This is a genomic window from Paenibacillus sp. Dod16 (assembly GCF_049893405.1).
Taxonomy (GTDB): Bacteria; Bacillota; Bacilli; order Paenibacillales; family Paenibacillaceae; genus Paenibacillus_AQ.
The window spans coordinates 90,422-114,381 of the sequence record NZ_JBNDYG010000010.1; the positions used below are offsets into that span (position 1 = coordinate 90,422).

A 23,960-nucleotide genomic window follows, 5' to 3' on the forward strand; every position below is an offset into this window, starting at 1 on the left:
ATTTGATATTCGTGCCCGGTCGACAAAACTAGAACCCTTAATCCTTGATGTTATGTGTTACAATAATGGTGCATACGGATGAGGAAGATGAAGGGCGGGTGTACCGATGAAACGAAGCCGAGGAACAATCGTTAAATTACTGTTCATAGGGTCTTTGGCGGTAACCGTTGCAGCAGTACCTGAACCAGCTAATCTCAGTGATGTCTATGCCACCTCCAACAAAGCGGTCGTGAAGTCGGTCGATGGGATTCAACAGAAGCTGCTGACAGCGATGAGCGACAGGCAATCGACGGTGCGTTTTGTTTACCAGGGAGAGACCCAATCGCTGAAATCGCAGCTTAAAGATGCACTTGATCAGGCGATGGCCAGTGATCCTTATATTCACTACACCATCGCTAGTTATAGCTACGACTATCGTGGGACATCCAGTTCCGCCAATGTTACCGTTCGGTTGAGTTACCGCGAGACTGCGGAGCAGACGAACTACGTGAACCAGAATGCCGACAGCATTTTGAAGCGAATCATCAAGCCGGGCATGAATGATCATGAGAAGGTGAAAGCCATCCACGATTGGGTTGTCCGGAACTTGAAGTATGATACCACGCTTACGAAATATACGGCCTATGACGGACTCTACACCGGAAGCACGGTATGCCAGGGCTATTCCCTGTTAACGCATAAACTTGGACACGACGTGGAACGATCCCGTGCCGGATCGCGACAACGAGGTATCCTATACGTACTATCTCCGGACGGATGAACAGATGGGCCGCGATCATACCTGGGTGAAATCCTACCCGAAGGCCAGCACGCTTTACCGCAACACGCTGGCCGGGCTAGCTGCGAAGGATCGTTCGAGAGCTGAAGTATACGAACAATTGAAGCGGGATTTGGAATATCAGCTCTATGATGCCCGTTCCATCGTCAGCTCCTACGCACAGCTCCAACCACTGGTTAAAGCTGCAAAGGCTGAAGGCAGCCGGAAGCTGGTGTTCCGGTTTGACGGCAGCGAGCGAGAGCTTGTAAATGTGCTCCAGCAAGTGCAGATGAAGAGCAATCTCGGCTCTATCAAATACTATCATCATGCGTTTGAGAACACAGGTGATCTTAGAGTGCAGATCATTTGGTAATGTGTCCGTATCCAAAAAAAGCAGCTTCCGTTCCCAAGTATGGGAGGGAAGCTGCTTTTGGTATGTCCGGTTTAACTTATTTAACGTTCGTGCTCAAATCGCACTCGTCCAATGGTACGATGCGGCTCTTCTTAATCAAGCGGTAGCCGAACCAGATGGAGAGGAACAACGGAATGCTGACATAAGTGGCAATGATCGTTAACCAATCGATCTCCCCGCTGAAATTGCCTTGACCGATAATGGCAACAAGACAGAGCAGGAAGGCGAAGATGGGACCGAAGGGGAACCAGCGCGCGCGGAACGGCAGCTCCTTCAGGTCTTTACCTTGGGCGACATAAGCTTTGCGGAAGCGATAATGACTCACGGCAATGGCCAGCCAGTTAATGAATCCGCACATTCCGGAGGCATTCAGGAGCCACACGTAGACTACGCCATCGCCGAAGAAGGAGGCCAGGAAGGCCAGCATGCCTACGGCAGAGGTTACGATTAGTGCCGCAACCGGTACGCCGCGGCTGTTCAGCCGGCTCAGCCATCTCGGAGCCATTCCTTGCTTCGCCATGGCATACAGGACACGGGTTGAGGCATACATCCCCGAGTTGCCTGCCGACAGCACGGAGCTGAGAATGACCGCATTCATTACGGAAGCCGCAAACGCAAGGCCGGCTTTCTCAAACACCAAGGTGAATGGGCTGACACCGATATTGTCGACCCCGGATTGAAGCAAGCTCGGATGGGTGTAAGGGATCAGCATGCCGATGACAAAAATAGCGAAAATATAGAAGATCAGGATGCGCCAGAACACCTGACGGATGGCTTTAGGGACGTGTTTTCTCGGATTTTCGCTCTCGCCGGCCGCGACCCCGATCAGCTCGGTTCCCTGGAAGGAGAAGCCTGCAGCCATAAACACACCGACCAGCGCGAAGAACCCGCCGTGTACCGGCCCGTCGCCGAGACTAAAGTTAGTGAATCCCACGGCTTCACCGCCAAGAATACCGAAGATCATCATGACTCCGATGATGAGGAAGATAATGACGGTTGCCACCTTAATGATAGCAAACCAATATTCCGATTCGCCGTATCCTTTGGCAGATAGAAAGTTTAAGCCGAACATAATCGCCAGGAACAGAAGACTCCACAGAAATGACGGGCTGTCCGGGAACCAGAATTTAATAATAACCGTCGCCGCTGCGAGTTCGGCGGCGATGGTAACGGCCCAGTTGTACCAGAAGTTCCAGCCGACGGCAAATCCGAAGGCGGGGCTGACAAACCGGGAGGCGTAGGTGCTGAATGAGCCGGAATCCGGAAGATACGTAGCGAGTTCGCCGAGGCTGGTCATCAGAAAGTAAACCATGAGGCCAACCGCGGCATAGGCGATAAGCGCTCCGCCTGGGCCGGCAGAGGCGATGGCCGTTCCGCTTGCCAGGAAGAGGCCGGTACCGATCGATCCGCCAAGGGCGATCATTGTCATATGACGGGCTTTAAAGCTCTGCTTGAGCGAAGCAGCCGGTGCTTTTTTGCGATTCAAGATCGAACACTCCTTCTATACATTAAGAAATGATATTTAAAATATACCCTGTTAGAACAAAAAGACCGCAGGTCCTATACCTGCGGTCTTTATCGTATCCGCATCATACCCTCCATGAAGATAGCACAACACGGGGAAATCCCCGTGACAGTTCCGTCTCTTTCGACAACGGCCCCAGCACAGGATACAAGAGTATACCCTGCACTTCGGCATTCATGCCTTTCACTGTGCTTCACCGGCTTCTCTTCGCCTCGGCACAACTACTGATCATGTCTGCAACCTCTACCTCATCTTGGAATGATGAGGCTATCTGTATATTCAATTCTAACAAGAGAGTCCTAGTATAAATCACATTCCATGTTAGAAGCAATGGTTAAATTTTACGGTTCTAAGGCAGTTTCGCAGATGCAATTACGATTGATTCCGTTTGGCCATTTGCTGCCATACGGTTCCGGCTGCTTCTTCGCCGGATTCGATGCGCTCCAGTGCCATTCGTGCCTGCAGACTAACCTCGAATTCCGGATCATTGGCAGCCTCCTCCAGAGCGGAGCGAGCTTCCTCGGTGCCTACTTCATACAGGAAGCGGGCTGCACGCCAGCGTACGATCTTGCTGCTGTCTTTGAGCGATTCGATCATGACCGGGGTAGCGGCAGCATCGCCGATATCGGACAGTGTATCGCCTGCGGTACGGCGAACGGCCGGTGTTTCGTCGCGCATGGCTTCATACAGGAGTTCCATCGCTTCAGGGGTGCGCAGATCGCCCAAGTACACAACGACGAGCCGGCGGATCTGCATCTTCGGATCCCGAAGGGCTTGGCGGAGAAGCGGAATGTGTTTCTCCGTTGGCTCCAGTGCATCCAGCGCGGCATAACGGACGCGCCAGTCCTCATCCTGCAGCGCGGCTGCGGTTTCCTCGTCTGTCAGCTTCCGGCGCTGCTCGACGAAATCCTCGTCGCTGGCGCCGTGGGCAATCGCTTGGGCAACGACTTTATCGAGGCGCTCCTGCGGGAAGGCAGCTTCAAGCTCCTGCTCTACGTCACGGGCGATGCCTTCCAGCTGGCCGTAGCGCACGCCGTACTCCTTGAGCTTGCGCTCCTTGATGAGCGTCGAGGTTCCGACGGCGGCCACCGCTTTGGCGAAGCGCTCCGACAGACCGATGCGTTCTTCCTGATTCCCGCTTTTGACACGGATTTGCATCGGTATATTTCGAAAATACTGGACGAACACTTGAGCCTCTCCAAAAGCAAAATCTTCCGCATTCTCTTGGAGTCCGGCGGCAAGCCCCTCCTGACCGAATATTTCCTGAACGGCGCCCAGAATGGAAGGCCAATCGGCGTTGCCTTTGCGGTCGAGCGAGATGAAATCAAGGGTATGAAAAACGCTCTTTACGCCCGGGATATGGAGCAGCTGCCTGATCCAGGGGGGAGCCGACCGTTCGTTATCCAGTGTATATGTTCTTCGAATCCCGGGCTCCAGCGTTTCGTCAAGACGAAGCATCATGGAGTTCGGGCTCGGGGTTGGTTCAATAAATGTAATTTTCATGGGTTTATCTCGCCTCCTTATCCTCTTATTGTACCTCTTTTCCATGCCGGAAAAAACATCATGGCAAGGATTCAAACAAAATGACCGGACTTTGGATAAAAAGAGGAAAGGTTTGTAAAACTGATAATGATGGGATTGTAAAGCATTTGGGTTTTCAAAGAATCACATGTTAGATGGCCGCACTCTTGCAGATGGACTGAAATACTTAAAGTGCGTGTTCAAAAAGGTCGATTTTCAGCACCGAGAAGGTTGGATGAAGCTAGGGACGTCAGGAGCGGAGCGTACGTTTTGGGTACGTGAGCACCTGAAATGTTTCCGCAGGAAACATGCTTCGGAAGCTTCTACTTAGGCCCGGCTGAATTCAAGATTCGATGCCGAGCTACTTCCTGATTCGCTTCGTGTTAGATATAGAATTTATGAGTTATCAGTGGAACTGATGAAATTCTATATCGCAAGAAAACCTACCTATGCATCGCGGTCGCTCATCCTTGAAGTGGCCTCGATAGAGGTTTTCTTATCAAAAGCGGACTTATTCTATGCTTTATTGTTGCGGCCATTATGCTATACGGCGCGGTGAAAGGGTATCTGCGCTATATGGAACATTTTGGATAACAAAACCGAGGAGTGAACCTGATGTCTTCACTGGATCCCGTACTGATGAGCCGGATCCTGACCGGCTTGACCCTGTTTGTGCATATTGTTCTGGCAACCATCGGCGTTGGGATTCCGATTATGTTGGCTCTGGCGGAATGGAGGGGGATTCGGACAGGGGACAACCATTATACGCTGCTTGCCCGGCGATGGGCGCGGGGATATGTGATTACGGTGGCCGTCGGCGTCGTGACAGGTACCGCCATCGGCCTGCAGCTCAGCTTGTTATGGCCCACCTTTATGCGCGTCGCTGGTAAAGCCATTGCGCTGCCGCTGTTCATGGAAACCTTTGCTTTTTTTGTGGAGGCGATCTTTTTAGGCATTTATCTTTATACATGGGATCGATTCAAAAATAAATGGACCCATTTGCTGCTGCTTATTCCCGTGGCGATCGGCTCCTCCGCGTCAGCGTTCTTTATCACGAGCATGAATGCGTTTATGAATCAGCCTCAGGGCTTCGAGCTGGTGGATGGGGTATTTACGAATGTGAATCCGTTCGTGGCCATGTTCAATCCGGCGACGCCGACCAAGGTGAGCCATGTGCTGGCGTCAGCGTTTACGACCAGTGCCGCTGCGCTTGCCAGCATAGCCGCCTTCAGTATTTTGCGGGGAAGCAAGCACATCTACTTTAAGAAAGCGCTGAAGCTCACCGTCGTGTCGACCTTTGTTTTTGCTGTGGCCACCGTGATGATTGGAGATTTCTCCGGCAAATTTCTGGCTAAATACCAGCCCGAGAAGCTGGCGGCGGCCGAGTGGCATTTTGAAACGATGAGGCAAGCCCCGCTCATTTACGGCGGCTTTCTGGATGAGAATAACGAGATTAAGTATGCATTGAAGATTCCGTATGCGCTAAGCATATTGGCGGGAAACAGTCCCAGCACGGAGGTCATTGGACTGAATGAGTTTCCGGAGAATGAGAGACCGCCGATGTCGGTGCATTATTTTTTCGATCTAAAGGTGACCAGCGGCGCCGTGATCGTACTGATTCCGCTCCTGTATATGTTCCGAAAGAAACTTCCTGGCAAAAGGCCTTATCCAAAATGGCTGCTGCTCAGTATATTGGCTTTGGGGCCTCTATCGATGTCAGCCATATGGCTGGGCTGGTTCCTTGCCGAGATCGGAAGGCAGCCGTGGATTGTGCGGGGATACATGAAGGTATCGGATGCGGCAACCACTTCAACAAGCGTCGGCTGGATGCTGGTGCTGTTTATAATCCTGTATCTGGTGCTATCCGTATCCGCGATTCGCGTGTTAAGCCAATTGTTCCGGAATAAAAGCGCGGAAGAGGAAATCCGGCTGCTGGGACTCGAAATCGAAGGGGGAGACCGCAAATGAGCTATGCAATGGTGGCAATAACCGTGCTGTGGACATTTCTGTTTGGCTATTTGCTGGTGGCCTCGATTGATTTTGGTGCCGGATTTTTCAGCTATTACAGCGTGCTCACCGGACACGAGAACAAGATTCATAACATCATCCAGCGGTATTTATCTCCCGTCTGGGAAGTAACCAACGTATTCCTGATCTTTTTTGTGGTCGGACTTGTCGGATTTTTTCCGGATGCTGCGTATTATTATGGCACCGCCTTGCTTGTGCCGGGCAGCTTGGCCCTTGTGCTGCTGGCGATCCGCGGCGCTTACTACGCCTATCACACGTATGGCAGCCAGACCGGGAACAATATCGTGTATATGGGGCTCTACGGGGCCACGGGACTGCTCATCCCTGCAGCGTTGTCGACGATATTGGCCATCTCGGAAGGCGGCATTATCTATATGGACAATGGGAAGGTAGAGCTTCATTGGTATACGTTCTTCACGAATCCGTACACGTGGTCGGTCATCCTGCTTGCGCTTGTGAGCGTTCTGTACATCTCGGCGATGTTCCTGTCCTATTACGCGCATCGTGCGGGGGATGAGGTAGCGTTCGGCGTGGTCCGGGGTTATGCGCTGGGATGGAGCGGTCCGACGATCCTGGCTTCGGTGTTCGCGTTTTTCCAGATTAACCATCAGAATCCGGTGCATTTTGGGCAGATGCTGGATATCGCATGGATGTTTATCGCGTCGTTCATCTGCTTTGTCATTGCGGTGTACCTCGTATGGAAGCGAATCCGGCTCGGCATCGCTTTTATTATGGTCATGCTCCAATTTGCCTTTGCTTGGTACGGGTATGGACGCTCGCATCTGCCGTATATTCTCTATGATTACATCCATATTCATGAGAGCATAACCAACGATACGATGGCGATCGCATTGATTACCGCATTTATCCTGGGTTTCTGCGTATTGGTTCCTTCCCTGATCCTGCTGATGCGATTGTTTCTGTTCGATGCAAACTACATTCGCGGCAAATCCGCGAAGAAGGGGTGAGGCAAGTGGAGGACTTCGCCATTTTCATAGCACCGCTGCTCACCGTACTGGCTGCTGTAGCCTTTATGGCGATCTACGTCGTCAAGTATAAGGATCCATCGGATTGATTCTGGATAAAGGCAATTCCGGGTTGTTTCGCCACGAAACGTTCGGTGTAAAAAGAACAACAAGCGCAAAGTTGAGCGGAGAGGTCAATACGGGGTAAAATACAGGGTAATGGAAGGAGGAGGCTGCATGCCAAAAATTCGCTATAACAATATCGATAACGTCAGCACGGATAAAACACTTAAACAATTCAAGCAGTGGCGCGACGAACGTCGTCAGAAGAAGAAGGATTATTCTTACTGCATTCCGAACCTGACGCCGGATCTTCAGTATTTGCATAGCAACCGGCACGAAACCTCCGTTACCTGGATCGGGCACGCTACGTTCTTCATCCAATATGAAGGCTTGAACATCGTGACTGATCCCGTATGGGCGCGGAGAATGGGATTTAATAAGCGTCTTGGAGAACCTGGGCTTCCCATTCATGAGATCCCTCCGATCGATGTCATTCTGATCTCGCATTCCCATTATGACCATATGCATGTTGCCTCGATCCGTAAGCTGTACCGTGCGGACACCACGATCATTGTACCCGTTGGTCTGCGTCGCAAAATGATCAACAAAGGCTTTCGCCGCGTGATTGAACTGCAGTGGTGGGAATCCACGACCATCAAGGGCGTGAAATTCTCCTTCGTGCCGACACAGCATTGGACTCGGCGCACGCCGTTTGACACGAATACATCCCATTGGGGAGGGTTCGTGATGGAGCCTGTCCTGCAGGATGCGAAGGTGGATTCGGCTTCTTCCGATGAATCATCATGCAATAACGAACCTGTATCGGAGGATGGCACCCGCCTGCTTCCGCCGAATTTGTATTTTGCCGGAGACAGCGGTTATTTCGAGGGCTTTAAGCTGATCGGAGAACGCTTCAACATTCACCTTGCGCTGATGCCCATCGGGGCATATGAGCCGGAATGGTTCATGACGTCGCAGCACGTCAATCCCGAAGAAGCACTGCAGGCGTTCCAGGATGTGAAGGCCGAGACGATGATTCCGATGCATTACGGCACCTTCAAGCTGGCAGACGATACGGCCAGAGAAGCGCTGGATCGAATGGAAGCGGAACGTGAGCGGCTGGGGATCGCCAAGGAGCGAATTCGCGTATTAAAGTACGGAGAAACCTTTAAGGTTCAGCCTGAGCGAAGAAGCGTGACATCATAACCGAAATGTGCAAGCGATTCGGATTACATGCACCATACACCATAGACTGCCAAAAGAGGCCCGAAAGGTTTTTCATAACCTTACGGGCCCATTTTCAGTTGCTTCTAAACGTTTAGCGTTTTGGCAGAATGCCAACTGCTCTTGCGGCAGCAGCGCTTTTCTCTGCGAACTGCACGGGATCGTCAATCGATTCCCAGTGGATATATTTGAATGGATTGCTCTGGAAAAGCCAATGGTTATGAATGGCGGTTACTTTTATGCCGCGCTTCAGCAGTTCCCCCGCAAACGGACTGATTTCTTTTTCCAGGATAACGGTTTCCCCCAGATTCAACGTGCGGCCACGGGAGTCTTTGGATTCAAAGGATAACGCGAAAGGCAGTGTCAAAGGAGAACGGCTGCGGCGTCCCAATATTTTCACATTTAGCCTCCGCAGCGTGGAGACAACGCACACGCCATTGGTGACGCTTCCTGTGCCCCCAATGATCCGAGCCAGGCGATTGCAAAGCTTGTTGCCCATAATGGCCCCTCCTTTCATATCAGAATAATATAACGTATGAGAGGGGGACCTGATCCGACTGGTTTCTTTCATTAATAGAAAAGCCTCTTTTTCTATTAAACTAGAAAAAGAGGCCTTGATCGTCGGCGTTTGTGTACTAGAGAAAAAGGTGCATGCAGGAGGTGATATTTGTTTAAAACCGTTTTATATCATCCAGAAGCTTCGATAACCGTCGTACTTATGCTATAATGTGCTGAAACCAATAGTGATAAAGGATGGTAATGCTTAATGATCAGTACAAGCGGCGTAACGCTCCGCTATGGCAAACGAGCACTATTTGAAGATGTCAATATAAAATTCACCCCGGGCAACTGCTACGGCCTCATCGGCGCCAACGGGGCGGGTAAGTCTACATTTCTGAAAATCCTCTCCGGTGAGATTGAACCGAACCAAGGCGAGGTTCATATGACACCGAATGAGCGGATGGCGGTTCTGAAGCAGAACCACTATGAATACGATCAGTATCCCGTCCTGGAGACGGTTATAATGGGTCATGCCCGGCTGTACAACATCATGAAAGAGAAGGATGCGCTGTATGCGAAATCCGATTTCTCCGAAGAAGACGGCATGCGTGCGGGTGAGCTGGAAGGCGAATTCGCAGAGCTGAACGGATGGGATGCAGAGCCGGATGCGGCAGCGCTCCTGATCGGTCTCGGCATTCCACGTGAGCTGCACGATAAGAAGATGTCTGAGCTGAGCGGTAACGAGAAGGTACGCGTTCTCTTGGCGCAGGCCTTGTTTGGCCGTCCGCATAACCTGCTGCTGGATGAGCCTACCAACCACTTGGACTTGGAATCGATTCAGTGGCTTGAGAACTTCCTTATGGATTATGAAGGCACCGTTATTGTGGTATCCCATGACCGTCACTTCCTGAACAAGGTGTGTACGCATATTGCGGATATCGATTTCGGTAAAATTCAGCTGTATGTCGGCAACTACGACTTCTGGTATGAATCCAGCAAGCTGGCGCTTGAACTTCAGCGGGATGCCAACAAGAAGAAGGAAGAGAAGATCAAGGAATTGCAGGCATTTATTCAGCGCTTCTCGGCGAATGCTTCCAAATCGAAGCAGGCGACTTCCCGTAAGAAACAGCTCGACAAAATTACGTTGGAGGATCTACGTCCTTCGAACCGTAAATATCCGTTTCTTCATTTCAAACCTGAACGCGAGGCGGGCAAGCAGCTGCTTACGATTGATGGGATCACCAAGTCGATGGATGGGGAAAAAGTGCTGGATAATGTCAGCTTTGTTGTAAACAAAGGCGACAAAATCGCATTTGTTGGACCGAACGGGATGCCGAAAACGACGCTGTTCCAGATCATAACCGGTGAAACCGAGGCGGATGCCGGTGAATACAGCTGGGGGGTAACAACAACCCAGGCGTATTTCCCAAAAGACAACTCTGCCTATTTTGACGGTGTTGATATCAACCTCGTGGAATGGCTGCGCCAATATTCCAAGGATCAAGATGAGACATTCTTGCGCGGATTCCTTGGCCGCATGCTGTTCTCGGGCGAGGAAGCGCTGAAGAAAGCAAGCGTACTGTCCGGGGGCGAGAAGGTTCGCTGCATGCTGGCCAAAATGATGCTGAACGGCGCGAACGTGCTGATCTTCGATGAGCCGACGAACCACTTGGATCTCGAATCCATTACGGCACTCAACAATGGTCTGATCGATTTCGACGGAACGATTCTGTTCACCTCGCATGACCATCAGTTCATTCAGACGATTGCCAACCGAATTATCGAGATTACGCCTAATGGCATCATCGACCGCAGCATGAGTTATGACGAGTATCTTGAGAGTGAAGAGATCAAGGGACTTCGGGATAGCATGTACCCGGTTGAAGCTTAAGAAAATAGGATATGGCGAAGGATGAGGGCGTGAGCTTTCACCTCGTCCGATCCATTAAAAAAATGCTGCACCTTCCAAGTATGGGAGGTGCAGCATTTTTTGCGTTAAGCACGATACTGGCTCTTCTACGAACCGCCGGTACGACGACGCTGGTTGTTTGGTTTTTTGTTGTTTTGGCTTTTCATTTTTTGCGCTGAACCGGCTTGGAATTGTCCGGGCTTATTCGCGGACGCATTCTGCTGTTTTTTCTGTTCCAGCTTTTGCCGGATTGCATCGGCTAAATTCACTTTACGTGATTCATTATTCTCGGGCATAGTATCACCCTCCTCTTCGTGTTCGCTTGTCCTCATTTTATTCGTTTTTAAATCGCCCGGCAAGGGTAACAATGATTAATACCATTTTCTACGTCCATGGTTCTTTGACCGAAGCAATTATGTTTCTCTAGACCCACACGAATGACCTTTGCTAGGATTAAATATGGATAATGATGGATATCGCTTGACGGCTGCGAAAGCCAAGCAAAGGAGAGACGTTATAAAGTGAATGCCTATGATAATATCAAACAAGGGGAACGCGGGGCCTGGATCAGCATTGCCGCCTACCTCGTGTTGTCCTCGTTTAAAATATTTTGTGGATACTTATTCGCATCCAGTGCTTTGCTTGCCGACGGTTTTAACAACCTGACGGATATCGTGGCATCGCTCGCCGTATTGATCGGACTGCGAATTTCCCGGAAACCGCCGGATTCCGATCATGCGTACGGACACTTAAGGGCGGAGACGATTGCGGCTTTGGTTGCTTCATTTATCATGGCGGTCGTTGGTATCCAAGTGCTGGTTGAAGCCGTTCGTTCATTTTTTGAAGGTTCCAAGGAAATCCCGAATTTATGGTCTGCCGGCGTAGCCGGTGTGTGTGCCGTTGCGATGCTTGGCGTATACCGGTACAACCGGAATCTCGCACGGCGAATCGATAACCAGGCACTTATGGCCGCAGCCAAGGATAATTTATCGGATGCACTCGTCAGTGTGGGAGCAGCTGTAGGTATTATTGGCGCACAATTCGGCCTGCCCTGGCTGGATACCGTAGCGGCGGTAGCGGTTGGTGTCATTATTTGCAAAACGGCTTGGGAAATATTCAGGGATTGCACCTATAGTCTGACGGACGGTTTTGATGAGAATCGTTTGTCGGACTTGCGTAGTACGATTGCCCGTACGCCCGGCGTCGAGGGGATTAAGGACATGAAGGCCCGAATTCACGGCAATCATGTGCTGGTGGATGTTGTCATCGAGGTGGACCCGGATATCACTGTTCTGGAGGGGCATCAGATCAGTGACCGTATCGAAGAACAGATGGAGAGGATTCACAATATTATGAGCGTCCATATTCACGTGGAGCCTAAGGAATCGTCCTAGGGAAACCGATCGGTACGAATACAAATGGCAGGCCAAGTTCATCTTGACCTGCCATTTAACCTGCAAGGAGACATGAAGGATCATGAAGTCCGGCAGTCATACCTGATTACTTTACATAAATCCAAGCTTTACCGAGCCATGTATAAACTTCAACCCATTCCCCGCCAAGCACGACACCCGTTCGATTACCGGTTGTGTCGATTTTTTGCGGAGCCAAGGCACCAAGCTTTTCGCCGTTTGGAGCGTTATAGAAGTAAGTTCTTTCCGCAATCTCGATCATAGGTGTAGGCACCAACACGACTTCTTCCGGTTTGATAATAGGGTCTGTCGTCGAGATTGGAGCCGGTCCTGAAGTTTCAGTTACCGTCCCTGAAGTTTCGGATACCGTCCCGTTAATCGGGTCTGCGCTTGCTACGGCGGTCAGAGACAGGGTGAGTGCTAGGGCTGCAGTAATGCTTAGAGTTTTTTTCATGGAATAATTCCTCCTTGGGACCGAAGTATGATTTTATCTCGCTATTTTAACACACTATCGTAATAACCACGATTTGGATGTTTTGAATCAAGAAAATTGGGTACATTTCGCAATTCGTGACAAGTTTTAAGGATTCCTATATACTTTGGAGATGGGAAAAGCCTTGTTGCCGCAGGGATATCCTATGGGAGGAGGGGCTTTGGATGGTACGTCGAAAAAAAAGAGCCGGACGTTTCCTGCTGGGTATATTTGTCCTTCTGCTTGTGATTGTCGGTGCGTTGGTCTGGTTTGTTTATCCTACGCAATCTCTGGATATGCGCTACCGATCCGTTGATTTCAAGGACAAGTTGATGACCATGGTGTCCAATCGGGATACCCGCATGCTGCTGAGCACGGAAGAAGTCGGGGAACTCAGCAAGAAGAACATGGTAAAATATATGAGCACCCATGACCTGGGCGTCGATATTACAGGTGCTGATTTCGTGATGAATGGCACCACAATGACAGCCCATATGAATGGGCAATGGGGGATTCTTCCCTTTGGTGCAGTGCTGCGCTTTCAGATGTCTGCCGAGGGAAGCTATCTTCACCTGACGCATGAATCAACAACGATCCGGGGAGCCCAGATCCCTTTGAACATGTTCCAGCTGGAGCCGATACAAATTTCGCTCAAGGACTATTTACCGGATCTGGTAACTGTGAAAAATGTGAAGTTTCTGTCCGACGGCTTGGAATTGAACTTTACGATGGATTGGATGTCCATTCCTTCGCTGTTTAAGTAAAGCAAGGGAATCGGCTAAAGACTCAGACAAGGAAACCAAGTCTGGGTCTTTTTTTGTGTTTTTCAAGAGAAAAGTCGTTATTTTCAGAAAAAAACTATGAAAAAAATATATATGTAAACATTGACACTATAATTATCCCCCACTATAATCAGTAATTGTTTAGAAATAAATGTTTTAGTACTAAAGTATATAGAGGCGAAGTAGATTGGTCTCTATTGAAGAAGTGCTGGACCTTTTAAAGGAGTGTAAAAAATACATGTCCATGCGGAATGAAATTCTGGAGTTGGAGATGCTATTTAAGAAGATGGTTCGAACTGTGCATCATGAGTGGCAGAAGGAAGGGTTTCCTAAACTAGGCAGAACGCAGTATACCGCCTTGGAGATGCTTCATGAACAGGGAGCATTGAGATTGTCGGACTTGGCCGATTCCATTCATGTGACATGCGGGGCGGTTACGGGCATATCCGATAAATTGATCGAGGGCGGATTCGCGCGCCGAACAAGGGATACAGCCGACCGAAGGGTCATTCATTTGGAGATTACGCCGCTCGGGAGGGATCTGATCGAGCAGTTGGCCAATAAACGTGCCGAGTTGAGCGATTTGTTATATGGTTTTCTAACGGACGAAGAGGTTAAGCAGTTGAGTGTCCTGTACAGCAAAATTTTGACGAATGTTGAGCACATCCAAGGTCAGATGTCCACATAGAACAAACATGCTAAATGTATGATTTTACTTAGAAAGAGAGTGAAGGCTGCACATGAGTACCCATACCATTGCTCGCCCCGGCGAGCCTGTTAAGAAAGGCCCTATCATTGCTGCACTTATGATTGGCGCTTTTGTCGCCATTCTTAACCAGACATTGATGAATGTTGCTCTGCCGAGCATCATGGAGAATTTGAACATTAAACCGACCGTAGCCCAGTGGCTGACCACTGGCTTTATGCTGGTGAACGGGGTCTTAATTCCCGTTACCGCTTATCTGATCGCGCGTTTCTCGACAAGGCAGCTGTTCATTAGTGCGATGACGCTGTTTACGATTGGCACCTTGCTGTGCGCGGTCAGCCCCAACTTCGCGTTACTGCTTACCGGACGCCTCGTTCAGGCTGCCGGTGCAGGTATTTTGATGCCGCTTATGACCGTTGTATTTCTGAACATATTCCCTATTGAGAATCGCGGGAAGGCGATGGGGATGATGGGGATTGCCATGATATTTGCTCCTGCCATCGGACCTACGCTTTCCGGATATATTGTGGAGCACTATGATTGGCGTGTCCTGTTCTACATGATCCTGCCTTTCTCGATCATTGCTACGCTAATCGGGGTATTCTTCCTGAAAAATGTGACCGAGGTCAGCCGGCCGAAGCTGGACATGATCGCCATCATTTTGTCCACCCTGGGCTTTGGCGGTTTGCTGTACGGCTTCAGTGATGCCGGGAATGATGGTTGGTCCAGCACGCCGGTTGTTACGACCCTAGCGGTCGGAGCGATTGCTCTTATCCTGTTTGTTTGGCGGGAGATGAAGACCGACAATCCGATGCTGGAATTCCGAATATTCAAATACAATATGTTTACGTTGACCACGCTTATCAATGTCATTGTCACGATGGCGATGTATGCCGGCATGATCCTGCTTCCCATTTATCTGCAGCAGATTCGTGGATTCACGCCGGTGGAATCAGGCCTTCTTATGCTTCCCGGTGCTATTCTGATGGGGATCATGTCACCGATCACGGGGGCGATCTTCGATAAGGTAGGCGCAAGATGGCTGGCTGTTATCGGTCTGGCGATTACGGTCATTACGACGTGGGAGTTCAGTAATTTGACCGAAACCATGTCCTACAGCCACATGATGATCATCTATACGGCCCGGATGTTCGGGATGTCGATGCTCATGATGCCGATCCAAACGGCGGGGCTTAATCAGCTCCCACGGAGCTTGAACGCTCATGGTACGGCCATGTCCAATACACTGCGCATGGTTTCCGGCTCAATCGGAACGGCCATTCTAGTTACCGTCATGTCCACCCAGGCAGAGAGCAAAGGGGAAGCTCTGATGCAATCGGGGCTATTTGATCCGAAGAATCAGGCCGACCTGCTTAAGCTGGGGAATGAAGCAACCATTTATGGCATTAACTATGCCTTTGTTATTGCGACATGGATCAGCGTCGCTTCCTTCATCCTGGCTTTCTTTATCAAGAAGACCAAGCCGGCGGAAGAGCCGAAAACCGCAGGAAATCAGGAGGCTGCAGCAACGAACGTATAATCTGATCCGATTTTGCGCAGCGCAAAAAAGGGTGTCCTAACCGTTGATCAAACGGAGGACACCCTTTTTTTCATTTCCTATGTGTATATTCAATGCATGGGCTTTAGTATGCGACAGCGTCACATACTTCGTCTGCGTCCAGTAAAGAGAGAGATCACAAACAGGACAACGAAGATGAAGAACAGCACCTTCGCAATGCTGGCTGCAGCCTCAACGATGCCGAAGAAGCCAAAGATCCCTGCAATCAGTGCAACAACTAGAAAAATTACGGACCATTTTAACATCCTATTCACCCTGCTTTCTTCATCGATTTTATTGGACATAGGCATGTAGTCTCATGATGCTCCAAGAAGCGGCACATATCCAATTTGAAGCTCGGTAGGGAGCCGATTAGCCGTTGCCAACAGCGCCCTTCGTAGTGTTCTTTAACCGGGGTGGCAGGGGATGAAACAAGCTGTAGGACAATGGCATTATTGGCAGGGATCTCTTTGTTTCGTGGACTGGGGGATAGGGTAACTATTGCGTATCCGAAACCAACATACTTGAAAGTGAGGGACAACGTATGCTAACCCAAATCAGTGTTGCCATTATTGCCGTAGCATTTGCGGTTCTGGTTTTCTTTTTAATCAAGACATTAAAGGCTGCGACACAATCGCTCGAAAAGGTAACAGAAACCCTTCAGGATGTTCAAAAGACGGTGGACGAATTGACTTATGAAGTGAAGCAGACCATCCGGAATACGAACGATATTACGGTGGACGTTCAGCATAAGATGAGACAGATCGATCCGGTACTGGATACCGTCAAGAATCTGGGAGAAGCTTTAAGCGAGGTCACCTATGCGGTGAAGCAGGTATCCTCCGGCATGGTTAGCCGCTTTAAGCAATCCCGGATGGAGCAGAAGAAAGAGCAGCCTGCCCGTATGGAAGTGCCTTTGACGGCTCAGGATCGTACGTTCCAGTCCTATGATGCGGTATATCAGAACACGGAAGCGCAAGAAAAGTCACGCGGTCGGAACTGGTTAGCCTACGTGGATACAGCGGTTGGTCTGTGGAACAGCTTCCGTCGCCAAAAAGCCAGATAAACGTAAGAAAGCTAAACCCGGGTATAGCTCCGACAGCTGAAGAAAGGAGGAGGTCGCATGTGGAATGTCGCACTGTTGATGGTAGGGCTTTTGATTTACTCCGGAGGTGGGGGTGCTGTGGCAGAGCCGCAGCCTTCTGCCGGGATGTCGCCACCGCCTATAATTTATGCCGCTTCGGATGTTGGACAAGCACAAACCAGCGACAACTCTACGGAGAGCTATGGAACTTTAAACGGGATTTCGCTAACGGATAACAAGCACGATGTCATTCGGAAGCTGGGAACGCCGGCTCGAATTGAGCATGAAGAGCTGACCGGAATTACCAAGCTGGATTACAAAGATATGGAGATTGGGGTCCGCAACGGCTACACGGAATATGTTCGTGTGAAGCCCTCTGCCGTATCCTTTCAGGTTGAAGACCAGCGTATTGGTATGACAACCGATCAAATTAGGGCATCACTGGGTAAGCCGTATTTCAAAGCGGAGGACGGGGATGTGTACCTTGAGAACCATCAAGCGCTTAAGGTATTTATTGACCGGGACTCCGGCGAAATTGCAGGGATTGATTTATTTTTCGATTATAGCGACTGAATTTGTTTCAACCTTAAGAAATAAGGTTAATAACAAATGGACTATAACCTAAATCGAGGTTTTACACTATTAGGGGAGGTTTTCACAATGGAATTTACCAATACGAAGTCATATGCCAAAGTCGTTGAGAATGGTACACAAGCGGTTCAGGAGGTGCAGAACCTGCGGCAGTCCGGTTACGATCAGGATCGGATTTATGTATTGGCTCATGATTCGGATAAGACAAGCCGGATCGTGGATGCATCCGATGCGAATAACGTAGGCATCAAGGAAGAAGGCGTGTTTGACGCCTTTGCGAATTTGTTCCGGTCCCGCGGCGATGAGCTCCGCGCCAAAATCGTATCGCTTGGCTTCACGGAGGCCGAGGCTGGATTCTATGAGAAACAGCTGGATCTAGGCAAAGTACTTGTTATCGCTAAAAAAGATTGATGATATAGCAACGAAGTTCAGCTTTATGACAGCATCGATGGTAGGCGTTATAGGACTTAAAACATAGATAAGGAATGAGACCATAGACGTCTCATTCCTTATCTATGTTTTAAAAGAATGTTCCATATACCTAGTAAAAGTGGAAGATTCAAGATTTAGAACCTTTTTCTATGGCAATTGATCAGAGGACTATTATAGTATAATAGTAGGAAAAGGATTTCTATCGTATAATCCGAAACGTTAAGGGAGAGGGCAATGAGAATATTAATCGTAGATGACAATCCGACTAACGTCATTATTATCCGAGAAATCTTAAAGAAGGAAAATTACCAGAACACTCTATCTGCATCTTCAGCCCTGGAAATGCTGGAGCATTTGGGGATCGGCGATCGCAGCCAAGAACTCCATCCCCGGAGATCGGACATCGATCTGATCCTGCTTGATATGATGATGCCCGAGATGGATGGAATAGAAGCATGCCGTATAGTTCAGCAGTACGAGCATTTGAAAGATATACCGATCATTATGGTTACCGCCGTTGGGGATTCCAAGAAGCTGGCCGAAGCGCTGGATGCCGGTGCCGCCGATTACGTAACGAAACCGATCAACAAGGTAGAGCTGATGGCACGCATACGCCTGGCGCTCCGGTTGAAGCATGAGAAAGACTGGCATATTGAGAGAGAACAGCGGGTCCAGGCTGAATTGAAGCTTGCGGCCATGGTACAGAATGCCGTATTGAGCTTACCAATTGAAGATGATCAGCTTGAAATTCATGCGCTGTACCAGCCCTCGGCGGAGCTTGCGGGAGATTTGTACGCATGGTACCCGCTTGGTGATGGCCGTTATGGCGTGATTCTGCTGGATATGATGGGACACGGGATTACTTCGTCCCTATTTTGTATGTTCATCGCTTCGGTTCTGAAGGACACGGTGACGACTTATGTCGAACCGGAGAAGGTGGTTCAGGAATTGAACCGCAGGTTCAATCAGTTAAACCTCGGCGAACAGCTGATACAGTACTATTTTACAGCGATCTATCTTGTTGTGGATACCCGTTTAAAGCGGGTGGACTACGTCAACGCAGGGCATCCGCCGGCTCTCTTCTTTCAGGAGAGCGGGGATGTGATGACCCTGGATCAAGGCTGCTGCCCGGTGGGATTGTTTGACCGGATCGAAGACATGGAGCCAAGAAGCTTTCAATATGAAGGCGAAGGACATTTGGTTATGTATACGGACGGCCTGCTCGAACTGGTGGAGGGCGGTCATGACGAGAAGCTGGATTATCTGAAGGAGCATTTGGGAGGCCCTCATCATTGGAGAGAAGATGAGATGAAGAAGCAATATTTTGTGGATGATCCATCGCAGGAGCGAGAGGACGATAAATGCCTGGTTTGGATATCTCTTAAAAAAGGAGAGGAAACCAATCAATGAAGCTTAGGAGCAAGTTAGTCATTGGTTTTACGACTTTGCTGGCGCTCATGCTGGTTCTGACCTTGATTGGTTATGACCGAATCAGTTATATGAACGACCAATTGAACCAGATCTATCAGGATCGCTACCAAAAGGTACGAAACTCCAGCGCAATGCGCGGAGAAGTCAACGATATGGCACGAGAGCTTACGAACATGATCTTGAGCAATGACCAGTCTACGTTTGCTGTGTCCGAACAGGAACTGGAAACGATGACAGCACGAGCTCAAACGTATTTTCAAGCGATCAAAGAAAGTGCAAATGCTGCGGAAGAGCAGCAATTGTTAGTCCGGATTGAGCGTGCGGTGAATCAATATATCGTTTATCAAAATAAGACACTGGAGCTGCTGGCAAAGAGCAACGCAACGGAAGCTAACCTGCTCCGTAATTCGACCGGACAATCTGTCCAGGAAGAGATGCTGATGAGTTTGAACGAGCTTAGCAGCTACGAGAACCAGAAGATCAATGATGATATAACAGCAGCGACAGCAGCATATGACCGCTCTGTCCAAATGTTTATCTATCTCATGGCTGGCGGTTTGTTATTAGGAATGCTGGTCATTCTATGGATTCTTCCAAGCATTACCCGGGGCATCAACGTAGTCTCCATGATGTTGAAGAGCTTTGGAGAAGGCAGATTGAAGGCGATCCGTCGTATTAAAGTTACGTCCAAGGATGAGTTTGGCGATGTGGCCCGGGTATTTAAAGACCTGTCCGAAGATATTATCGAGAAGCAGCGCATCGAGGAAACCTATCTCCAGGCCCAGCGTGATCAGTCCTGGCTCAACTCGAATATGGCCAGAGTCACGGAGCTTTTGGAGGGGATCAATTCCTTGGAGGAAGTCGGTCAGCGGTTTATCAGCGAATTTACGCCGATTTTGGGTGCTCATTATGGAGCTATCTATATTCGTCAAGAAGACAAACATCCGAATAAGTTGGAGATGAAAGGTTCTTACGCCCATGAAGGCGGCGAAGAGCCGAAGATTTCCTTCATGATCGGGGAAGGGCTTGTAGGTCAAGCTGCGCTCGATAAGAAACCGATCGTACTGAAAAGCGCGCCGGAAGATTTCATGAATGTGGAATCCGCTTGGGGATCATCGAAGCCGGTATCCGTCGTGATCTATCCGATTCTGTTTGAGAATGAAGTGTTGGGTGTTGTTGAGTTGGCAGCCTTTGAAGAAACAACTTCACTGCAGGAGCAGCTTTTATCTCAGCTGAGTCAATCGCTTGGCATCATTCTGAACAATATTACAGGCCGTCTGCGGGTAGAGCAGCTGCTGCGCGAATCGCAGGCCATGACCGAAGAACTTCAGGTTCAATCGGAAGAGCTGCAGACCCAGCAAGAAGAGCTTCGCCGCACCAACGAAAATCTGGAGGAGCAAACCAATGCCCTCAAGCGTTCCGAGGACTTGCTGCAGCGCCAGCAGGAAGAGTTGGAGCATTACAATACCGAGCTTGTTGCCAAGACGCGTGCGCTTGAGGAACAGGTGCAGGAAGTGGAAGAGAAGAACGATGAGATCGAGAAGGCGAGAATGCAGCTTGAGCAGCAAGCGAAGCAGCTTTCCATTACAACGAAGTATAAGTCGGAATTCATGGCTAATATGTCTCACGAGCTGCGGACCCCGCTTAACAGTCTGCTGATTTTATCACAGCTGTTGTCGGAGAATAAGGATGGAAATCTGAGCAATAAACAGATTGAATATGCACAGACCATATACATGTCGGGCTCCGATCTGCTCAAAATGATCGATGAGATTCTAGATCTGTCCAAAGTGGATGCCGGGAAGATGGAGATCCATTATGAGGACGTTCAGCTTCCGGATATTGAAGCCTTCGTGGAGCAGAACTTTGCCGCCGTGGCATCACGCAAGCATATTGACCTGGGTGTGCATATCAGTGAAGATATTCCGCAGAGCATTGTCACGGACAGCCATCGCGTGAAGCAAATTCTTCGCAATCTGTTGTCGAATGCCTTCAAGTTTACCAATAGCGGCTCCGTCGAGCTGCATGTGGAAAAGGCCGACAAGGAGAAGCTTCCGCTTTACCTGAATGCCGAAGCGGATTATGTGGCCTTTGCTGTCAGAGATACCGGAATCGGTATCCCGGCGGATAAAACGGATCTGATCTTTGAAGCCTTCCAGCAGGTAGACGGCACAACCAGTCGTAAATACGGGGGAACCGGGCTTGGTTTATCTATCAGCCGCGAGCTTTCCCGTCTGCTGGGCGGGGGCATTCTGGTTGAATCGGAAGAAGGTAAGGGAAGCTGCTTTACGCTCTTCCTGCCATCCAGCCATCCGGATTTGGTAGAGAGTAATCAGGAAGCAGCTGCAGCAATTGAGGCACCAACGGAGAGTAATCTGATCGTACCGAAAGCGAAGATGATTTCAAAAGAGGTTCAGCCATCCATACAGGTGGATGACGATCGCGATCAGCTCGGACCGACAGATAAAGTCTTGCTTATCATTGAGGATGATGTGAAGTTTGCCAGAATTCTTCTGGATATGGCCAGAGGCCGCGGCTTCAAGGCCTTGGTTGCATTGCAGGGGGATATCGGTCTGGAGATGGCCAAGTCGTACAAACCGGATGCCATTATCCTAGATATCCAGCTTCCGGTTATTGACGGCTGGTCTGTCATGGGCGAACTGAAGAGCTCTGCGGTTACGCGCCACATTCCAGTGCATGTCATTTCCGTCGTGGATGAAGTGAAGCAAGGATTAATGATGGGTGCGATCGCTTACTTGAAGAAGCCGTCATCGAGAGAAGCGCTGGAGGACGCGTTTACGCATATCGAATCCTATGCGGAAAAATCGATGAAACATCTCCTGATTGTTGAGGATGACGACATTCAGCGGAATTCGATCATTGAATTGATTGGTCATGACGATGTATCGATTACGGCGGCATCCACAGGCGCCGAAGCGCTCAGTGAGCTTCGCAAACAGCGCTATGATTGCATGGTGCTTGATCTGATGCTAACGGACATGACAGGCTTTGAGCTGCTGGATCAGATCCGCGATGACGAGAACCTGGTGGATCTGCCGATCATTATTTATACAGGCAAGGATCTTGATTCGAAGGAAGAGATGCAGCTTCGCAAATATGCGGAGTCGATCATCATCAAAGACGTGAAATCGCCAGAGCGGCTTCTGGATGAAACGACGCTGTTCCTCCATCGGGTCGAGGCTGATTTGCCGGAAGATAAACGCAAAATCCTGCAGAAGCTGCACAATAAGGAAGAGCTGTTTGAAGGCAAGAAGATTCTGCTGGTGGACGATGATATCCGCAACGTGTTTGCTCTCTCCAGCGTGCTGGAGGGCTACAATATGGAAGTCACCTTTGCGGAAAACGGCAAGGAAGCCATTGAGCTGCTTCAGGATCATCCGGAATTTGATCTGGTGTTAATGGATATGATGATGCCGGAGATGGACGGATATGAGGCGATGCGACGTTTACGCGAAATGCCGGAATTCGAGAAACTGCCGATTATTGCCCTGACAGCCAAAGCCATGAAAGAGGATCGTGCAAAATGTATTGAAGCGGGAGCTTCCGATTATATGAAGAAACCGATACAAACGGAGCAACTTCTTTCGCTTATGAGGGTTTGGTTGTATTCGTAAGCCGCTTTTGTGGGTAAAGTACAAGTAGCAAATAAACACGGGGAAAGCGGTGCAAGCGTGATGTCATCTAGTGACCATATGGAATCAGAACAACTGTTGTTGACAGAGGAAAGCGAACGTGAGCTGGAACAGATCGAGATTGAGCTTCTTTTGGAAGGTATTCATCGATTCTATGGTTACGATTTTCGCAATTACGCCATTCCCTCATTGAGGCGGAGAATCTGGCATCATGTTCATGCCGAGGGCGTGTCCACCATATCAGCCCTACAGGATAAAGTGCTTCACGACCGTTCTTGTTTTGAGCGGCTTATATATAATCTATCGATTCCGGTTACGGAAATGTTCAGGGATCCGAAGCTATTCCTGACATTCAGGCAGTCTGTAGTTCCATTGCTTCGTACGTATCCTTATATACGGATTTGGCATGCAGGCTGTTCGACCGGAGAAGAAGTGTATTCCATGGCCATTTTGCTTCATGAAGAGGGATTGTATGAGAAGTCCCGGATTTATGCGACGGACATGAATTCGCGTTCGCTCCAGCAGGCCAAGGAAGGCGTATTCGACATCAAACGCATGAAGCAATATACCAAGAATTATATGGAGGCGGGCGGTACCCGCTCGTTCTCCGAATATTATACAGCGAAGTACAATTCGGTTATTTTCCAACCGTTTTTGAAGAAAAACATGATATTTGCCGAGCATAATCTGGCAACAGACCGTTCCTTTAACGAGTTTAATGTGATTTTTTGCCGGAATGTCATGATTTATTTTAATGATCAGCTGAGGGATCACGTACACGGATTATTTCACGAGAGTCTAAGCCATTTTGGTATTCTCGTACTGGGTTCTAAAGAGTCCATACACTTTACGAATTATAGTGAAGCTTATGAGACGCTGGACCGGGTGGAGAAGATATACCGGAAGATTAAATAGAGTTTTGTAGGAGGATCTC

Annotated in this window: 21 protein-coding genes, 1 pseudogene and 1 riboswitch; of the genes and pseudogenes, 16 read left to right on the plus strand and 6 right to left on the minus strand. The window is 49.4% G+C overall.

Annotated elements, in window-relative coordinates; all coding sequences use genetic code 11:
* Positions 1–106 precede the first annotated feature (106 nt).
* Positions 107–1,130: pseudogene (locus ACPV3A_RS10480) on the plus strand (transglutaminase domain-containing protein).
* A gap of 76 nt (positions 1,131–1,206) precedes the next feature.
* Here the strand turns inward: ACPV3A_RS10480 and ACPV3A_RS10485 are convergent.
* Both ACPV3A_RS10485 and ACPV3A_RS10490 read right to left on the minus strand, forming a co-directional pair.
* Complete coding sequence (locus tag ACPV3A_RS10485; RefSeq protein ID WP_233355141.1) at positions 1,207–2,598, minus strand: amino acid permease; 1,392 nt, start codon at positions 2,596–2,598, stop codon at positions 1,207–1,209.
* 170 nt (positions 2,599–2,768) lie between these two features.
* Positions 2,769–2,948, minus strand: a riboswitch (Lysine riboswitch).
* 118 nt (positions 2,949–3,066) lie between these two features.
* Positions 3,067–4,197 carry a virulence factor gene (locus ACPV3A_RS10490; RefSeq protein ID WP_426199456.1) on the minus strand — a complete coding sequence of 377 codons (1,131 nt, stop codon included), beginning with the start codon at positions 4,195–4,197 and terminating at the stop codon, positions 3,067–3,069.
* 633 nt (positions 4,198–4,830) lie between these two features.
* Between ACPV3A_RS10490 and ACPV3A_RS10495 the strand changes: the two genes are divergently transcribed.
* From ACPV3A_RS10495 to ACPV3A_RS10510, 4 genes are all read left to right on the plus strand, one after another.
* Positions 4,831–6,183, plus strand: coding sequence for a cytochrome ubiquinol oxidase subunit I (locus ACPV3A_RS10495; RefSeq protein ID WP_194544603.1), 1,353 nt, complete (start codon positions 4,831–4,833; stop codon positions 6,181–6,183).
* Positions 6,180–7,211, plus strand: coding sequence for a cytochrome d ubiquinol oxidase subunit II (locus ACPV3A_RS10500; RefSeq protein WP_216534063.1), 1,032 nt, complete (start codon positions 6,180–6,182; stop codon positions 7,209–7,211). The genes ACPV3A_RS10495 and ACPV3A_RS10500 overlap by 4 nt, the downstream gene beginning before the upstream one ends.
* A gap of 5 nt (positions 7,212–7,216) precedes the next feature.
* The gene (gene cydS / locus ACPV3A_RS10505; protein WP_422759654.1) at positions 7,217–7,318 is read left to right on the plus strand and encodes a cytochrome bd oxidase small subunit CydS; all 102 of its coding nucleotides are present in this window, start codon (positions 7,217–7,219) and stop codon (positions 7,316–7,318) included.
* 127 nt (positions 7,319–7,445) lie between these two features.
* On the plus strand, positions 7,446–8,477 hold the full coding sequence (locus ACPV3A_RS10510; RefSeq protein ID WP_071219625.1) for an MBL fold metallo-hydrolase: 1,032 nt from the start codon (positions 7,446–7,448) through the stop codon (positions 8,475–8,477).
* A 112-nt stretch (positions 8,478–8,589) separates the two neighbouring features.
* Here the strand turns inward: ACPV3A_RS10510 and ACPV3A_RS10515 are convergent, their stop codons facing one another.
* Entirely contained in the window at positions 8,590–8,994 is a 405-nt protein-coding gene (locus tag ACPV3A_RS10515) for a DUF1259 domain-containing protein (RefSeq protein WP_426199459.1), read from the minus strand.
* A gap of 267 nt (positions 8,995–9,261) precedes the next feature.
* Here ACPV3A_RS10515 and ACPV3A_RS10520 point away from each other — a divergent pair, with 267 nt between their 5' ends.
* Positions 9,262–10,887 (plus strand): ABC-F family ATP-binding cassette domain-containing protein, encoded by a 1,626-nt coding sequence (locus ACPV3A_RS10520; RefSeq protein WP_194544600.1) that lies wholly within the window; start codon positions 9,262–9,264, stop codon positions 10,885–10,887.
* Positions 10,888–11,012: 125 nt separating this feature from the next.
* Here the strand turns inward: ACPV3A_RS10520 and ACPV3A_RS10525 are convergent, their stop codons facing one another.
* Positions 11,013–11,201, minus strand: coding sequence for a hypothetical protein (locus ACPV3A_RS10525; RefSeq protein WP_071219622.1), 189 nt, complete (start codon positions 11,199–11,201; stop codon positions 11,013–11,015).
* Between the two features lie 225 nt (positions 11,202–11,426).
* Here ACPV3A_RS10525 and ACPV3A_RS10530 point away from each other — a divergent pair, with 225 nt between their 5' ends.
* The gene (locus ACPV3A_RS10530; RefSeq protein ID WP_426199461.1) at positions 11,427–12,299 is read left to right on the plus strand and encodes a cation diffusion facilitator family transporter; all 873 of its coding nucleotides are present in this window, start codon (positions 11,427–11,429) and stop codon (positions 12,297–12,299) included.
* 106 nt (positions 12,300–12,405) lie between these two features.
* Here ACPV3A_RS10530 and ACPV3A_RS10535 read toward each other — a convergent pair whose 3' ends face one another.
* Entirely contained in the window at positions 12,406–12,771 is a 366-nt protein-coding gene (locus ACPV3A_RS10535) for a hypothetical protein (RefSeq protein ID WP_194544598.1), read from the minus strand.
* Positions 12,772–12,974: 203 nt separating this feature from the next.
* On the opposite strand from ACPV3A_RS10535, the gene ACPV3A_RS10540 reads away from it, so the two are divergent.
* The 3 genes from ACPV3A_RS10540 (at position 12,975) to ACPV3A_RS10550 (ending at position 15,817) form a co-directional block, all read left to right on the plus strand.
* Positions 12,975–13,553: a hypothetical protein gene (locus ACPV3A_RS10540; protein WP_194544597.1), complete on the plus strand. Its 579-nt coding sequence runs from the start codon at positions 12,975–12,977 to the stop codon at positions 13,551–13,553.
* A 256-nt stretch (positions 13,554–13,809) separates the two neighbouring features.
* On the plus strand, positions 13,810–14,259 hold the full coding sequence (locus tag ACPV3A_RS10545; RefSeq protein WP_426199464.1) for a MarR family transcriptional regulator: 450 nt from the start codon (positions 13,810–13,812) through the stop codon (positions 14,257–14,259).
* A gap of 52 nt (positions 14,260–14,311) precedes the next feature.
* On the plus strand, positions 14,312–15,817 hold the full coding sequence (locus ACPV3A_RS10550; protein ID WP_194544595.1) for a DHA2 family efflux MFS transporter permease subunit: 1,506 nt from the start codon (positions 14,312–14,314) through the stop codon (positions 15,815–15,817).
* A gap of 119 nt (positions 15,818–15,936) precedes the next feature.
* Here the strand turns inward: ACPV3A_RS10550 and ACPV3A_RS10555 are convergent, their stop codons facing one another.
* A complete protein-coding gene (locus tag ACPV3A_RS10555) occupies positions 15,937–16,101 on the minus strand; it encodes a DUF1328 domain-containing protein (protein ID WP_006212708.1) in 165 nt (54 codons plus the stop codon).
* A 278-nt stretch (positions 16,102–16,379) separates the two neighbouring features.
* Between ACPV3A_RS10555 and ACPV3A_RS10560 the strand changes: the two genes are divergently transcribed.
* The 6 genes from ACPV3A_RS10560 (at position 16,380) to ACPV3A_RS10585 (ending at position 23,941) form a co-directional block, all read left to right on the plus strand.
* Positions 16,380–16,901 carry a DUF948 domain-containing protein gene (locus ACPV3A_RS10560; protein WP_220683880.1) on the plus strand — a complete coding sequence of 174 codons (522 nt, stop codon included), beginning with the start codon at positions 16,380–16,382 and terminating at the stop codon, positions 16,899–16,901.
* 57 nt (positions 16,902–16,958) lie between these two features.
* A complete protein-coding gene (locus tag ACPV3A_RS10565; protein WP_220683881.1) occupies positions 16,959–17,492 on the plus strand; it encodes a hypothetical protein in 534 nt (177 codons plus the stop codon).
* Between the two features lie 87 nt (positions 17,493–17,579).
* Positions 17,580–17,921 (plus strand): general stress protein, encoded by a 342-nt coding sequence (locus ACPV3A_RS10570; RefSeq protein ID WP_194544592.1) that lies wholly within the window; start codon positions 17,580–17,582, stop codon positions 17,919–17,921.
* A 255-nt stretch (positions 17,922–18,176) separates the two neighbouring features.
* Positions 18,177–19,352: a PP2C family protein-serine/threonine phosphatase gene (locus ACPV3A_RS10575; RefSeq protein WP_194544591.1), complete on the plus strand. Its 1,176-nt coding sequence runs from the start codon at positions 18,177–18,179 to the stop codon at positions 19,350–19,352.
* Positions 19,349–23,008, plus strand: a complete 3,660-nt coding sequence (locus ACPV3A_RS10580; protein WP_194544590.1) for a response regulator — start codon at positions 19,349–19,351, stop codon at positions 23,006–23,008. Before ACPV3A_RS10575 ends, ACPV3A_RS10580 begins: the two co-directional genes overlap by 4 nt.
* Before the next feature lie 60 nt (positions 23,009–23,068).
* Positions 23,069–23,941 (plus strand): CheR family methyltransferase, encoded by an 873-nt coding sequence (locus tag ACPV3A_RS10585; RefSeq protein ID WP_076325426.1) that lies wholly within the window; start codon positions 23,069–23,071, stop codon positions 23,939–23,941.
* Positions 23,942–23,960 lie beyond the last annotated feature (19 nt).

Coding starts and splice junctions, on each gene's coding strand:
- ACPV3A_RS10485 (WP_233355141.1), bottom strand. CDS start 2,598: ATGACAATGATCGCCCTTGGCGGATCGATCGGTACCGGCCTCTTCCTG.
- ACPV3A_RS10490 (WP_426199456.1), bottom strand. CDS start 4,197: ATGAAAATTACATTTATTGAACCAACCCCGAGCCCGAACTCCATGATG.
- ACPV3A_RS10495 (WP_194544603.1), top strand. CDS start 4,831: ATGTCTTCACTGGATCCCGTACTGATGAGCCGGATCCTGACCGGCTTG.
- ACPV3A_RS10500 (WP_216534063.1), top strand. CDS start 6,180: ATGAGCTATGCAATGGTGGCAATAACCGTGCTGTGGACATTTCTGTTT.
- ACPV3A_RS10510 (WP_071219625.1), top strand. CDS start 7,446: ATGCCAAAAATTCGCTATAACAATATCGATAACGTCAGCACGGATAAA.
- ACPV3A_RS10515 (WP_426199459.1), bottom strand. CDS start 8,994: ATGGGCAACAAGCTTTGCAATCGCCTGGCTCGGATCATTGGGGGCACA.
- ACPV3A_RS10520 (WP_194544600.1), top strand. CDS start 9,262: ATGATCAGTACAAGCGGCGTAACGCTCCGCTATGGCAAACGAGCACTA.
- ACPV3A_RS10525 (WP_071219622.1), bottom strand. CDS start 11,201: ATGCCCGAGAATAATGAATCACGTAAAGTGAATTTAGCCGATGCAATC.
- ACPV3A_RS10535 (WP_194544598.1), bottom strand. CDS start 12,771: ATGAAAAAAACTCTAAGCATTACTGCAGCCCTAGCACTCACCCTGTCT.
- ACPV3A_RS10540 (WP_194544597.1), top strand. CDS start 12,975: ATGGTACGTCGAAAAAAAAGAGCCGGACGTTTCCTGCTGGGTATATTT.
- ACPV3A_RS10545 (WP_426199464.1), top strand. CDS start 13,810: ATGTCCATGCGGAATGAAATTCTGGAGTTGGAGATGCTATTTAAGAAG.
- ACPV3A_RS10550 (WP_194544595.1), top strand. CDS start 14,312: ATGAGTACCCATACCATTGCTCGCCCCGGCGAGCCTGTTAAGAAAGGC.
- ACPV3A_RS10555 (WP_006212708.1), bottom strand. CDS start 16,101: ATGTTAAAATGGTCCGTAATTTTTCTAGTTGTTGCACTGATTGCAGGG.
- ACPV3A_RS10560 (WP_220683880.1), top strand. CDS start 16,380: ATGCTAACCCAAATCAGTGTTGCCATTATTGCCGTAGCATTTGCGGTT.
- ACPV3A_RS10565 (WP_220683881.1), top strand. CDS start 16,959: ATGTGGAATGTCGCACTGTTGATGGTAGGGCTTTTGATTTACTCCGGA.
- ACPV3A_RS10570 (WP_194544592.1), top strand. CDS start 17,580: ATGGAATTTACCAATACGAAGTCATATGCCAAAGTCGTTGAGAATGGT.
- ACPV3A_RS10575 (WP_194544591.1), top strand. CDS start 18,177: ATGAGAATATTAATCGTAGATGACAATCCGACTAACGTCATTATTATC.
- ACPV3A_RS10580 (WP_194544590.1), top strand. CDS start 19,349: ATGAAGCTTAGGAGCAAGTTAGTCATTGGTTTTACGACTTTGCTGGCG.
- ACPV3A_RS10585 (WP_076325426.1), top strand. CDS start 23,069: ATGTCATCTAGTGACCATATGGAATCAGAACAACTGTTGTTGACAGAG.